The 14,244-nt window shown below is 49.7% G+C and carries 12 protein-coding genes; 10 read left to right on the top strand and 2 right to left on the bottom strand.

Annotation, left to right across the window (positions count from 1 at the left end; translation table 11 throughout):
- Positions 1–369: 369 nt before the first annotated feature.
- The 7 genes from MKX42_RS20905 to MKX42_RS20875 all read left to right on the top strand — a co-directional run bounded on the left by MKX42_RS20905 (position 370) and on the right by MKX42_RS20875 (position 9,174).
- Positions 370–2,037 (top strand): response regulator transcription factor, encoded by a 1,668-nt coding sequence (locus MKX42_RS20905; protein ID WP_340754238.1) that lies wholly within the window; start codon positions 370–372, stop codon positions 2,035–2,037.
- A gap of 5 nt (positions 2,038–2,042) precedes the next feature.
- A complete protein-coding gene (locus MKX42_RS20900; protein ID WP_340754236.1) occupies positions 2,043–3,818 on the top strand; it encodes a sensor histidine kinase in 1,776 nt (591 codons plus the stop codon).
- Between the two features lie 194 nt (positions 3,819–4,012).
- Complete coding sequence (locus tag MKX42_RS20895; RefSeq protein ID WP_340754234.1) at positions 4,013–5,341, top strand: ABC transporter substrate-binding protein; 1,329 nt, start codon at positions 4,013–4,015, stop codon at positions 5,339–5,341.
- 117 nt (positions 5,342–5,458) lie between these two features.
- A complete protein-coding gene (locus MKX42_RS20890; RefSeq protein ID WP_340754232.1) occupies positions 5,459–6,355 on the top strand; it encodes a carbohydrate ABC transporter permease in 897 nt (298 codons plus the stop codon).
- Positions 6,348–7,172 carry a carbohydrate ABC transporter permease gene (locus MKX42_RS20885; RefSeq protein ID WP_076074067.1) on the top strand — a complete coding sequence of 275 codons (825 nt, stop codon included), beginning with the start codon at positions 6,348–6,350 and terminating at the stop codon, positions 7,170–7,172. Before MKX42_RS20890 ends, MKX42_RS20885 begins: the two co-directional genes overlap by 8 nt.
- A gap of 367 nt (positions 7,173–7,539) precedes the next feature.
- Entirely contained in the window at positions 7,540–7,842 is a 303-nt protein-coding gene (locus MKX42_RS20880) for an ArsR/SmtB family transcription factor (protein ID WP_340754230.1), read from the top strand.
- A gap of 147 nt (positions 7,843–7,989) precedes the next feature.
- Positions 7,990–9,174, top strand: a complete 1,185-nt coding sequence (locus MKX42_RS20875) for an MFS transporter (RefSeq protein WP_340754229.1) — start codon at positions 7,990–7,992, stop codon at positions 9,172–9,174.
- Positions 9,175–9,318: 144 nt separating this feature from the next.
- Here the strand turns inward: MKX42_RS20875 and MKX42_RS20870 are convergent, their stop codons facing one another.
- Both MKX42_RS20870 and MKX42_RS20865 read right to left on the bottom strand, forming a co-directional pair.
- Positions 9,319–10,224 (bottom strand): AraC family transcriptional regulator, encoded by a 906-nt coding sequence (locus MKX42_RS20870; protein WP_340754227.1) that lies wholly within the window; start codon positions 10,222–10,224, stop codon positions 9,319–9,321.
- A 536-nt stretch (positions 10,225–10,760) separates the two neighbouring features.
- Positions 10,761–11,141, bottom strand: coding sequence for a hypothetical protein (locus MKX42_RS20865; protein WP_340754225.1), 381 nt, complete (start codon positions 11,139–11,141; stop codon positions 10,761–10,763).
- A gap of 390 nt (positions 11,142–11,531) precedes the next feature.
- On the opposite strand from MKX42_RS20865, the gene MKX42_RS20860 reads away from it, so the two are divergent.
- The 3 genes from MKX42_RS20860 (at position 11,532) to MKX42_RS20850 (ending at position 14,226) form a co-directional block, all read left to right on the top strand.
- Positions 11,532–12,359, top strand: coding sequence for a copper amine oxidase N-terminal domain-containing protein (locus MKX42_RS20860; protein WP_340754224.1), 828 nt, complete (start codon positions 11,532–11,534; stop codon positions 12,357–12,359).
- A 43-nt stretch (positions 12,360–12,402) separates the two neighbouring features.
- Positions 12,403–13,467 (top strand): DUF1835 domain-containing protein, encoded by a 1,065-nt coding sequence (locus MKX42_RS20855; RefSeq protein WP_340757752.1) that lies wholly within the window; start codon positions 12,403–12,405, stop codon positions 13,465–13,467.
- 267 nt (positions 13,468–13,734) lie between these two features.
- Positions 13,735–14,226: a DinB family protein gene (locus tag MKX42_RS20850; RefSeq protein WP_340754222.1), complete on the top strand. Its 492-nt coding sequence runs from the start codon at positions 13,735–13,737 to the stop codon at positions 14,224–14,226.
- The last annotated feature ends 18 nt before the right edge of the window (positions 14,227–14,244 follow it).

Here is a 14,244-nt window from a genome sequence, read left to right as displayed (position 1 = left end):
CCTTAACCATCGAATATTCGCAGTAGCTGGGATCTTTAAGTTCCAGCTCTATTGTACTTTGTACAATCAAAAGCCAAGAAACCATCGTATTTTCACGTTCTGTTGTAGTTCATACATTAGAATGTTGGAATTCGGCCTGAAAGTAGCACTTTTGAGAAAATCTGTTGCACCAAATACAGCAGAATGCATTCTGAAGGACGTTTTATCCTTATCTGCTGTACAAAATGCAATTAGCTAATTAACAAAGACAAGAGCTGGGAAAGCTTCCCTGCTCTTATTTTAAGTTTGACCATCTCCATGATAGCGCTTTATAATCCGTTCATAGCGGCTAGGGCCAGAGGTTAAGAATAGAGAAGGCGGGGGAGAATCATGAATCCGATATGCAAGGTGCTGATTGTGGACGATGAAATCCTGGTCCGGCAAGGGATTAAGTATGTGCTGGACTGGGAACAGGAAGGATTTCAGATTGTAGGTGAAGCGGCCAACGGGCGGGAAGCGCTGAATTCGCTGCAGACCCTGCAGCCGCATATCATCATTACGGATATTGTCATGCCGGTGATGGATGGCGAGGAGTTAACCCGGCTGGTGAAGCGCGATTATCCGGCTACTGAGGTGATTGTGTTAAGCAGCTTCAGCGAGTTTCATTATGTGCGCTCGACGTTCCAGCATGGGGTGGCGGACTATATTTTGAAGCCGAAGCTGGAAGCCGGTGCCTTATTGCAGGTGTTACAAAAAACCCGGGACCGCATCCCGGGCCTGAGCAGCGCCGGGGAAGAAACGGAGGCAGAAACGCAGCCGCTGGATGCCCTGCTCGGCCGGATGATATCCGGTTACCGGCTGCCGCCGGAGAGCGAAGCGTATGTGAAGCAGCAGCTTCCGCATAACAGCTACGCGCTGCTGGGCTGGGAGCCGGCCCAAACGGCACAGCCAGCAGCAGGCGGCAACGCTAGCGGCCATCGAGCTATACACGCTGCCAGCAGCAACAACGCCATTAACCGTAGCAGCGATTACGCTGCCGCAAGCAGCAACGCCCTTAGCGTCCATGACACCACCATCTTCAGCTCTATCACCGGTGAACTCAACCAGCATGTTGCCGGATTGAAGCAGTGCATCATTCCAGGCGCAGAGTCTTCGGGCACTACATTCATGCTGATTAATCTGGAGGAAGCCCATTGGCCGCAGCTGCTGGAGACTCTACACCAGTTAGCCGATACGCTGGCTGGGCAAGAAACGGAAATACGGCTGACGCTCAGCCGGAGCTTCAGCTCGCTCAGCGAGCTGGCGGCCATCCAGCAGGAGAGCGTTGCAAGATTACAGCAGTGCCGGTTTTTCCGGCCGGAGCAGATCCTGCTCAACCAGCCGGAACGTCCAGATCAGGAGGCCCCGCTGCCCAAGTTCAATCTGACGCAGTTCACAGAACAGCTGAAGCGGCAGCAGCTTACGGAAGCGTTCGGTGATCTGCATCAGCATGTGGATGCGCTCAGCCGCCAGAAAGACGGGGATGTGTATCAGTTCAAGTCCTTCCTGGGCAATATTATCTTCAATATTACGAATCAGCTCAGCCATCTGCAGGAGCTGGAGGAGGGGAAATACGGCCTGTTCCGGGCCATCGATGAAGCGGGCACAGCCGAGCAGGCCGTGCAGATCCTGAATGATTACCTGAGCCGGATCATGGAGCTGACTTCATCGGCAGCGCCTGCACCGGGCAGCAATGCCAATATGACGAAGCTGCTCCAGTACATAGAGGAGCATTATGCCGAGCCGTTAACCCTTACGGAGCTGGCCCGTCATTTTCATTTCAACCCTTCGTATCTGTCGAGCCTGTTCACGACCTACAATCACGAAGGCTTCAAGGAGCATCTCAACACGGTCCGCACGGGCAAGGCGGCAGAGCTGCTGCGGGCCGGGGAGGCACCCATAGCGGAGATCAGTAGTATGGTCGGATACGGCGATCACAGCTATTTTTGCAAAGTGTTCAAGAAGTATTACGGCTTGTCCCCGAGCGGCTACCGGCGTCAGCATTACGGGCAGGAGTAGAGCGTATGCGCAGATACTGGGAGCGGTTCAAATTTCACAGCCTGTTCATCAAAATCTTCATCGTCATGCTGATCAGCATCATCGCCGTAGCCATCGCTTCCTCCTGGACGACCGTCCGCATGTCGGAGAAGCTGTTCATGAATACGTTCAGCATTACGAATTCCAAGGTGATCAGCCAGATTAAGGCGAGCTTTGAAGCTTTTCATTATTCGATCGTTACGGCTACCAATAATACTCAGCTAAGCGGCACGATCCGCTCCTTCCTGTCTGAGGAGGACTCGGACTCTCTGCGGATGCTGCGGACCTATTACAATATGACCACGCAGATGAAGAAGATTCAGTCCACGCTCGATGCCTACCAGGTCGGGATCAAAATTATGGGCAAAAACGGCCGCAGCTACTCCACCAATACGAACAATCTGCTAATGAGTGACCGGGAGCTGCAGCAGCATGAGCTGACACGGAATACTTTGGCTGAACCGAAACGGCTGATGTACCAGTTCTATGAGGAGACGATGCCGGATTCGGCGCAGAAGGAAGCGGTGATTGTAGGCAGCAAAGCGCTGATGGACCGGACAACCGGCGATATTTACGGGACGCTTTTTTTCACAATTCATGAAAAGGATTTCCGCTCCTTCTACGGGAGCTTTGTCAGTACCGGGAACGATGTAGTGATCCTGAATAAGCAGGGGATGATTGTGTCCAGCAACCGCAGTGATCTGATGGGCCAGCAGGCAGGGGATCTGCTACAGGGGGCGAAGGAGATTGAGGAGCAGCAGCTTGCTTACCAGAACATTGAATTCCAGGGCACCGACACGATCCTGATTGCGGATTACCTCTCGTCTTATGATTTCTACATTGTGAACCTGATCGATAAGCAGACGGCCCTTGGCCAGATGGTCAACGGTAAAATGGTCGTGCTGTTCTGCTCAGCCATCGTGGCCGTGGCCCTGATCGTGGTGTTCCTGATCTTCAGAAGGCTAACCCGGTCGCTCACGCTGCTTACCCGGCAGATGTCCAAAATCACCGAGCGTAACTTCCACAATTACATTACGGTTACAGGGAGCTTTGAATTTCAGGAGCTGGGGCATGCTTATAACTATATGCTGGACGAGCTGAATGAATATGTCGAGAAGCTGGTGGAGACGCAGAAGGAGCAGCGGAATGCCGAGCTTGCGGCCTTGCAGCATCAGATTAACCCGCATTTTCTGTACAATACGCTGGCTTCAGTCAACTTCCTGGTGCAGCAAGGCAGTCAGGAGAAGGCGGTCCATACGATTCATGCCCTGATCTCGATGCTGCAGAATGCGCTGAGCAATGTCAGTGAGAGCATTACGGTGACGCAGGAGCTGGAGAATCTGAAATCCTATGTGTTCATCAACCATGTGCGGTACGGTGAACGGATCCGGGTGAATTTCTTCGTCTCCCCGGATTGTATGGACTGTCATCTGCCGAAGCTGATTATTCAGCCGTTCATTGAGAATGCCTTCTTCCATGCGTTTACGCAGAAAAGCGGCGGATATATCCATATCCTCATCTCCCAGGATGCCGGATCACTGCTCTGTGAGGTGGTGGATAACGGGGATGGAATGGATACCGGAGCGGCTGATCTGCCTATGTCCGGCCTGGCTGGGAAGCGCCAGCTGTTCACCGGAATCGGTATCCGCAATGTGCATGACCGGCTGGTGCTGATGTACGGCGAAGAATATGGAGTCACCATTAAGAGTGCGCCGGGGGAGGGAACTGCGATCCGAATCCGCCTGCCGCTGATGAAGAAGTGAGATTATTACCATTTTCCAAAAAAAGAACAAATACTTAATAAGGTAACGCTTACAATCAGGCGATAAAATGACCAATCCCCATAAAGTAAGTTCTAACGGGTCCCACGGAGCGGGTGATAAGATTACTTATGTAATAAATAAGCGCTTACATTCAAGCGAGATACCGAAAAGCGCATCAAAGGGGAGGCTTACCAATGAAAAAAGGCTTTGCGTTAGTCCTGATTTGCCTGCTGCTGCTTACGGCCTGCAGCTCGAACTCCGGGTCCAAGAATTCCGGCAATACTGCTGGGGACAAGGGAAAGACAGAGAATACAGCAGCTACAGAGCCTGCACAGGCGAAGGAAATTACGATTTGGGCTTGGGACCCTGCATTCAACATCGCCGCACTGGAAGTGGCTAAAGCAGAATATGCCAAGACGAACCCTGACGTAAAAATTAACATTGTGGAATATGCACAGGCGGATATCATCCAGAAGCTGAACACGGGGCTGAATTCCGGAACCACCAAGGGTCTGCCGAACATCGTGCTGATTGAGGATTACCGTTCCCAGAGCTTCCTGCAGTCGTACAAGGATTCCTTCTACGATCTAAGCAGCTCGATCAAGGGCACCGACTTCGCGGATTACAAAAGCGGACCGACCAGCCTGGACGGCAAGCAGTATGGGATTCCTTTTGACTCCGGCGTTACCGGTCTCTATGTAAGAACCGACTATCTGGAGCAGGCAGGCTACAAGCTGGCCGATCTGCAGGATATCGACTGGAAGAAATATATTGAAATCGGCAAAGCTGTGAAAGAGAAAACCGGCAAAGCGCTGATTACACTGGACCCGAACGACCTCGGCCTGATCCGGGTGATGATTCAATCCGCAGGCGAGTGGTACCTGAAGGAAGACGGCAAGACGCCGAATATCGCGGGGAATGCACCGCTTAAGGAAGCCTTTGAAACCTATAAGGAGCTGACCGAATCGAACGTAGCCAAGGTGCATGCAGACTGGAGCCAGTTCGTAGCCGCCCTGAACAGCGGCGATGTAGCCTCCGTGCCGACAGGCAACTGGATCACTCCTTCGATTACGGCTGAAGCGTCACAATCCGGCAAGTGGGGCATTGCACCGCTTCCGAAGCTGACGGTGAACAAATCCGTTCATGCCTCGAACCTGGGCGGAAGCTCCTGGTATGTCATGAATGTGGATGGTAAGGAGACGGCTGCAGATTTCATGGCGAAGACCTTCGGCTCGAATGTGGAAATGTACCAGAAGCTGCTCACGGACATCGGTGTCATTGGGACCTTCAAAGCGGCTGCGGGCGGAGAGGCTTACAGCCAGGCCAATGAATTCTTCAGCGGCCAGAAGGTTGTATCGGATTTCGCTGCCTGGACGGAGCAGATCCCAAGCGTCAATTACGGAATCAACACGTATGCGATTGAAGACATCCTGATTGTAGAGATGCAGAATTATCTGAACGGCAAGGATATTGACAGCGTGCTGAGCGATGCCCAGGCCCAGGCCGAGTCACAGATTAAATAGTTAGGTTGTGCACACCGTGAACCTTGGGCGTGGCCTGCAGCTTCCGGGAGTTCAGGAGGCGGGCGGCGTCCGGGGTTTATTTTATAATAATTAATAATCAGGAAAGGACTGGGCACTGTGCATCAAACAAATTCCAAACTAAGATTCCGCACCAAAAGCGTGTTGACCGGATGGTCCTTCGTCCTGCTTGCGGTCATTCTGATCTTCGTCTTCTATTTCTACCCGATGCTTCAGGCACTCATTCTGTCGTTCCAGACGGGAACGGGCAGCAATCTTACGTTTACCGGCTTCGATAACTATTCACGGCTTCTGTCTGACAAGACATTTATTGTATCAGTTAAGAACACCTTCATCTATTTGCTTGTTCAAGTGCCGCTGATGATCATCCTTGCGCTATTTATCTCGGTGCTGCTGAATGACAGCAAGCTGAGATTCAAGGGGTTTTTCCGGACGGCGATCTTCCTGCCCTGTGTCACTTCGCTGGTTGCGTATTCTGTGGTATTCAAGTATTTGTTCTCCGGCAATGGCCTGGTGAATACGATGCTGCTGAAGCTCCATCTGGTCAGTGCCCCGATTGAATGGATCACCGATCCGTTCTGGGCCAAAATCACCATTATCATAGCGATCACTTGGCGCTGGACGGGTTACAATATGATTTTTTACCTGTCAGCCCTGCAAAATATCGATCACTCCATCTATGAGGCCGCCAAAATTGACGGAGCATCGTCTACCCGGCAATTCTTCGGAATTACGGTCCCGCTGCTGAAACCGATCATCCTGTTCACCTCGATTACCTCAACCATCGGGACCCTGCAATTGTTCGACGAGGTCATGAATATTACGAAGGGCGGCCCGGGCAACGCGACCCAGACGATCTCCCAGTACATCTACAATTTGTCGTTCAAATATGCAGCAGACTTCGGCTATGCAGCCACCGTATCGTATTCGATCGTGATTATGATTGCGCTGCTGTCGGTCATCCAGTTTAAAGTGGCAGGTGATAAGAATGGCTAAAAGTAAACGTTTCTTCATGTATCTGTTCCTGAGCATCGCGGCCATTGTCTCCATCTTTCCATTCCTGTGGATGGTCGTCAGCTCGACGAACCAGTCGGTGGATGTCACCCGCGGGCGGCTGCTGCCGGGTACCCATCTGCTGGAGAATCTGCGCAAGCTGCTGGATACCACGGACCTGCAGTTATCTCTGATGAATTCAGCGAAAATCTCCATAACTACCACGCTGCTGGCGCTGCTGATTGCTTCGCTGGCCGGCTACGGCTTCGAGGTCTTCCGCAGCCGCTCGAAGGATATCGTATTCAACATTCTGCTGCTGTCGATGATGATTCCGTTCGCCGCGCTGATGATTCCGCTGTACCGGATGTTCGGCCAGATCTCGAACGTCTTCCCGTGGATGGGCATCGATACGATTGTCTCGGTCATTCTGCCTACCGTGACTACCGCGTTCCTGATCTTCTTTTTCCGCCAGAGCACCAAAATGTTCCCGAAGGAGCTGCTGGAGGCCGGCCGGATGGATGGGCTTAGCGAGCTGGGCATCTTCCTGCGCATCTACCTGCCGACGATGAAGACGACTTACGCCGCCGGAGCCATCATTACGTTCATGTCGAGCTGGAACAACTATCTCTGGCCGCTGATCGTATTGCAGACGCCGCAGACCAAGACCATGCCGCTGCTGATCTCCACCCTCGGCTCGGGATATGCCCCGGACTACGGAATGATTATGATCGCGATTGTAATCGGCACGATTCCTACTGCGCTGGTGTTCTTCGTGATGCAGAAGCAGTTTGTGGCTGGGATGATCGGGTCGGTGAAGTAATGTGAACAGGAGTTACCTCTCTATATTGGGAATAGTCGAGGCTCCGGGGATTGTTTGGACTTTCGGCCGCTGTTGTCTCCAAATTTCTTGATTCAAGCCGCTTCCAGCGGTTGAAATCCGGAGACAAAGGCGGACGCATTCGCTCCTACAGTTCCAAACATCCCCTCCGCCACTCCTCCCAAATAGGGGGAAGCTCAAGTTCACTTACTGTGGGGGTAGGGCAGGGGGAAAGGCAAGAGCTCTATCGCTGAACGTTCGCTACGAACGCAGCTTCATACTTTAACTAAATCAATAACAGATATAATGAAGAGAAATCTAATAAGGATACCGTATTGACATATCGCAAATCATCGATATAATAATGATTATGAATCCAATTGATGTATTTAAGGCTTTGTCGAATGAATCCAGGTTACAGATCTTACAATGGCTTAAAGAGCCATACGTTCATTTTAAACCCCACGAAGGAGTGGATATGGAGGAGATCGGGGTTTGTGTAAGTCAAATAACCGACAAGCTGAACATGACTCAGTCCACAGCTTCTCAATATCTTACGATGTTGCAGCGGGCAGGGCTAATCACCACAAAACGTATAGGCAAATTTACGTATTACCAGAGAGACGAGGAAGCCATACGTCAGTTAGCGCAGTATACGATGACAGATATGTAAGAGAGATAACACTGAGTTCTTTACCAGGAATTCGGCGTTATCTTGGCATTATGCATCGACAATTCGCGATATGTCAATTTAATTATCATATCGATAATTCGTGAATTGTATGTACAATAGACAAAATCAAAGAAGCTGTATCATTTTATGTCGCTAAGCTGGAAGGTGTATATTTTAGCCATTGTTAGTTTTTTGGTAGGGACGTCCGAGTATATTCTGTCTGGTATTTTAGATAAGGTATCCCTTTCTCTTGGTGTTTCAGTTGCCGCCGCCGGGCAATTAATTACGATTTTTTCGCTAGTCTACGCTATATTTACTCCTATTCTTATGGCTGTAACCGCAGGTATAGACAGACGGAAATTAATCATGACGGGTCTAGGTTTGTTTGTGGTATCTAACATTCTCGCTGTTCTTTTGCCCGGGTATGGATTGTTTGTAGTTGCCCGCATCATTATGGCCATAGGCGCAGGGGTAGTGGTTGTTACCGCCTTAAACATTGCAGCGAAAATTGCCCCAGAGGGTAAACAAGCAAGCGCGATTGCAACAGTCGTAATGGGCTTTACAGCATCCTTAATCATTGGCGTACCACTTGGGCGCATTGCAGCGGATACGCTCGGCTGGAAATCTGTGTTCGGGGGTATTGCCCTTTTAGGGATTATCGCAATGATTATACTTTCTTTCGCCATCCCGCGTGTTAAGGGAGATGAACCTATTCCATTACGGCAACAATTACGTTTGCTACAAAAGCCTAAGGTCGCATTGGGACTCGCGATTACCTTCTTTTGGCTTGGCGGATATTCGGTAGCATATACGTATCTTTCACCGTATTTGCTTGGAGTATCGGGCATAAGTGATAAATATCTCAGCGGAGCTCTGCTTATATTTGGTATAGCCAGCATGATAGGCTCCAAAATCGGTGGCTTCAGCACGGACCGGTGGGGGGTTAACCGAACCTTATTCAGCGGATTGATCCTCCATATTGTAATGCTGATCCTACTGTCTTTGGCGACGAATACATTCATTGGTGTAATGGTCGTGCTATTGTTGTGGTCGTTCTCCGCATGGTCATCTGGTCCGACGCAGCAATATCATTTAACGACAATTGAACCCGAAGCCTCAGGTGTTATGCTTGGTCTTAATCAGTCGATGATACAGCTTGCTATGGCAGCGGGTGCTGGTATAGGCGGGGTAGCTATTGAAACGGTCTCGCTTGCATCGATTACATGGATTGGTGCTGTTGGGGTTGCGATTGCTATAATCGCTACGCTCATTTTATATCGAATGAATTCTAAATTAGAGATGAATGTTCAACATTTAGTTCAAAACCAGTGAATGTTACTAATCTTGCAGAAATACTTCTGGTGACAAAAAAGCGGCGGCCGGAATGCCCGGCCACCGCGCTTATGTTTTGGGGTCCCCGCAAAATACCTGAGTTACCACCTACGCTAAAGCCCCACTTTGTGGGGTTATTTTATACTATTCCCCGACTCTATACCATAGTTCACAATATTCATAGCCATCTGCGCTTGTACCATACATCTCGAAATTACCGCCATCTAGAATCGTATAGGTTGAGGTTTGCAGCCATTCAGAGAAGATACGATTCTTCAAAGACCGCAAATCATACTTGCCGCTGCCGTTCCCATCATGGAGTGTTGAGAATACGACCCACGTAGCTGCGGGAACATCAACCACAGTGTATCCGTTCACCTGGCTGCCTGGCGCTTTGTAGCATCCGATTAAATAAGGGAAGGTCGAGTTGCTTGTGAATGTATAGGCATCGAATGCAAAGACTGCTCCAAGTTCCTTGCTGAAATTGCCTTCGTCTCTCCAAGCCCCGCTTACCGATTGGGCTAAACGTTCGAACTCACCATTCTTGCAGATATTTTGCCAAACCTCCGGGATCGTTACGCCCGCTTCATTCGCAATAGTGTCGTAGTGGTAGATATCCTCCAGCCCGTACACTTGAAAAGCATCCCGTTTCTCCATCCGGTAATTCATTCCGGTCACTCCCTTTAAGATGATTTGAAAGGAGATGCGCGGATAGGCTCTTAACTCACTTCCGGCATTGCGCGCTAATGTAGGCGTAATTCCATGCAGATTGTGAAATGCACGGGAGAAGGCTTCCGGTGATTCATACCTGTACTTCAAGGCTATCTCCATCACAGTGTTCTTTCTGTCCTTTAGATCAAACGCAGCCAGCGTCAGTCTTCTGCGCCTGATATACTCGGATAACGGGACATCAAGTACAAATGAAAACATACGTTGAAACTGGTAAACCGAACATAAGGCAATTTTAGCGATTTGATCGTAATCAATATCTTGTTCTAAGTTATCTTCAATATAACCGATCGCCCGATTCATTCGCTCCAGCCACTCCACCGCAATCCCTCCTTTCGTAAGAAGCATATCATCGGGTAGTAATCGTAGCCTGATTATCCGTGCAGCATATTGTCAGGTGGTCATCTGAGCTGGAGCCGCTTTACTTTGGGAATAGTCTTAGCTCCAGGGATCGTTTGGACTTTCCGCCGCTGCTACTCCTACAGTTCCAAACATCCCTTCCGCCACTCCTCCCAAAAAGGGGGACCAAATACGCTTATCGTGGGGAGGCGCATGGATGTTTTAGTCGCTGCTGTTTGTCTTCATTTAATGCCTCCCGTTAGTGTATTTCCCTCCCAATCCACGAAATTGAGATTTTCTTTATCCATCAGGCTCCATTCAATTATAGTTTTCACAAGGCCCGGCGTTATAACGTTGTCATCCCACAACTTCATAGGAAACGTTAAATTTTTTATCTTCCGAAACAATAAATAGTTTAATTCGTCCGTAATCTTCATCATCTTCTTTGACGTACCAGAAATAACTCTTTTCGCCATGAACGAACTTTCGTTTTCCCTTTGTATTAACACCCAATATGTTTATCCCTCGCATTCGTATATGATTCTTTTTCCGATCTTCCACTTCATGAATAAATTAATATCCTCGATAGAATCTAGAATTCTCCATTCATACTCTTTATTCTCACGAAGCTCTCTTAGAACGAGGGGTTTAACGATGTGTTTCTCTAACAGCCCTTTCGTCCTGGCAATATATGCGAATCCCAAAATAGCATTGGCTCGAATAGCAGCAGACTCATGATTCGCAAGCTGAGCGCAAATGTCTTGAGCGAATTTCCAGTTCGGGTGGTACTCACCGACAGAAAGAGGGAGAGTCAGAAGATCAGCGGCGTCATTTCTTTTTAGACGGTCCTTTATCTCCTCGCTGGAAAGATCATTGAGCGGTGTATAAATTCTGGACAATTTCAGTATAATTCTCCTTCATCCCCTTGTACTTTGGCATTAAGTTCAATTGCAATCTCCCTTATCTTATCAATCACATTGCCTTCATCGGCTCCGGAAACTGTAATTCTACGGTGTTCTCTGCCCAATGACGTGCTCTTGTAATATGTATATCATAGCTCATAACACTAATCTCCTTTGCAATAACTTCATTTTAATTATAAATATATCAAGAAAGTATTCAAACGCCTTCTACTTGTTCAAGCTGAGAAAGAGCATGTCACGAAAAGACACTGCTTCCCTGTGTGGGTTGTTAAATTTTACTAGAGAGGCGCAACTGATGAGGGGATTTGGAGTAATAAGAAAGATGATAAAAATATATGAAATAGAGGGAAAGAGAGGATTTTTGGGATGAAGACAGGTAAAAAAGTGTGGACAGCCTTACTGGCTGCGGGATTGAGCTTCGCCATGTTGACGGGTGTGAATCCGGGGAAGGTAGAGGCGGCGGCTAAGAAATACCCTGCGCTGCTGAAAATCAACGATTATTATGTGCTCTATACAGCACCAAAGGCGCCATATGTGGATTCCAACTACCGTACGATGATCCCACTTCGCTCAATTAGCGAGCTGATGGGGGCGAAGGTCAGCTATGATGCCAAGGCTAGAACGGCTGCCATCGAAAAGGATAGTGTAACGGTTAAGTTCACCATTGGTTCCAAATCTGTGTCGGTTAACGGGGTTGCCGGGTCGATGGACACGGTTCCGGTGATGGAGCAGAATTCGATGTTCATCCCGGTCAGTGTGCTCGCCGGACGTCTGGGCATTGTGAGTAAATGGGATCAGGCGAATCAACTATACACTCTGACGGGTGAAACCCTGATGCAGACGGATATCATCAAGCTTTCTTTAGAGGACAATGAGAACGGACCCTTCACTTCCCCACCAGGGAAGATCATTAGCAACGATGCGTTCCGGCCAGTTTCTTACACCTTTGACCCTGCAAAAGGCAGCTTCACGGTGAAGGCGAAGAATATAACAGGTAAGGATGTACCTGAAGGGGCGGCGGATGTTGCCGCGTATATACTTTATGATGAACTGATTCAATTGCCGCCGCAGGAACGTGAAAGACCGGCTGTGCGTAAGGATGGAACGATTGAGGTTACCGTTAAAACCGAAACACCGAGTACTCCAGCTTATTTACTTGTAAAAGGGCGCCTGCTCGACCGCTCCGGAAATTAATTTCAATTTCGATTTTGAATCAGAGGTGAATTCGTTGAAGGACATGCTGGCGATTAAAAAGGCAGTAAGTACCTTGCGGGATGAGGAAGTAAAGTCGTACTTGACGCAGCTTCTGGCGGGAATTGGCGAGTTGAAGGAGCAGAGCAAACTGCTGGAGAGCGCGCTGGAGGAGCGCATGGCGGAGCCGGTTGCTAGATTGATTGACCAGTACTCGTCGCTGATGAGTCTTCCGGCACTGCGTGCATTCTGGGACCCTGCTCCTGACAGCACCCATATTCACATCGTCTGCGGTGACTCCTTCGGGGGCAGTATGAAACAGGCACTGAAAGGACTAGGCTGGACGGACACACATAAGTTGATTATCCTGCGGGAGAATTATGCTATAGGTCCGCTGGAGCAGTTGGATACGCCAGTAGGGAGGAAACTGCGCAGCGACTGGTTCCGCCAGCATATCCATGAATACTTCACGGTCTCTGATGAATGCGAAAGAGAGTATACGGAGCTGCTGGACAATCTCGAGCAGATTCCCGAACAGGCCAAGGTTGTGATCTGGACCAGCGGCAATGCTTGCGAGCAGACTGCGCTGCGTCTAACCGTTCATCTGCTGGCGAACAGACAGAATGAGATTGTAGTGCTTGATGCCGGGGCCATCTGTGAGGAGCTGTTCAACCGGCCGGATGCTTTCATTAACTACTGCCATTCCGGTGAGATTCCGTCAGACAAGCTCCGGGAAGCGCTTCTGCGGATCGGTGACGCCAGCAGGCTGACTGCTGCGGATATCATGCGGCTGGCCCGGGAATGGCAGCAGATCGCAGAGCAGTCCGGGGCTCTGCGAATCTGGCAAGAGGACGCCTTGCTGGAGGTGCCTGCCGATTATTATGACGGCTATCTGTTGGAGAAGCTGGATTCACTGACACCCCCGCCAGGAGAAGACGGGTTCCTGAAATCAGCACGGCTAGTTGGAGAGGCGATCGGATACTGTGAGCAGTATGTCGGTGATACTTATTTCGAGCATAGGGTGAGGGAGTTGATCTACAGCGGGGTGCTGGAAATCAAGGGCGTTCCCACAGCGATGAGATTCTATAGCATCCGGCGCAAGAAAGGGTAAGATATTAGGAAGCACTAATGAAATTAACGAAAAGCAAAAGAAGCGGAGGGGAAATTTGGAACTGTAGGAGCGAAAGCGTCCGCCTGAAAGCTTTCCGAAGGAAAGCTCGCATCGTAAGCAACAGCTGTGTTTGGATTCCCACCGCTAATAGCGGTTAAAATGAAGAAATCCAAACTGGGCAGCGGCCGGAGGGCCAAATGTTCACCGCAGTGACGACAAAAGATTTGAGTTCAATTCTTAGGTGTACAAGTCAAAAGGAGGACAACCATGCAAACCTTATTTCGTTATAACTGGCAGGTCCGCGAGGAATGGTATCAATGGTGTGAGGAGCTGCCGGAAGAAGAACAGGTGAAGACACGCATTGGCGGAGTGGGCGGAATCCTGCAGACGCTGGTGCATATTGTGGATGTGGAATTAAGCTGGGTCCGGGATATGGAAGGTAAGCCGGATATCCGTTTAGACTTCACGGAGTACAATACTTTGCAGAAAATCAGAGAGGTGGACGCACGCTTCCGGCCGGAGGTGGAGTCCTTCGTAGTGGCCTGGAATGAGGGATTGGAACGGAGGATTCTAAGGGAGGATAAGCCGGATGGACAGGTTACCCAGCATAGATGGGGCGAAGTGATACGCCATGTTGCAGCGCATGAGATTCATCACATTGGCCAGCTCTCCATCTGGTCAAGGGAACTTGGCCGGAAGCCGGTCTCCCCTAATCTGATAGGCCGGGAGCTGGTGGAGTATCTGCCCGGCAGAGCGTAGGGCGTCTCCAACCCTATG

The organism is Paenibacillus sp. FSL R7-0204 (genome assembly GCF_038002225.1).
Classification (GTDB): domain Bacteria; phylum Bacillota; class Bacilli; order Paenibacillales; family Paenibacillaceae; genus Paenibacillus_AQ.
Note: the sequence above shows the minus strand (reverse complement) of the source record. Positions and strands in the feature narration are given on the sequence as shown.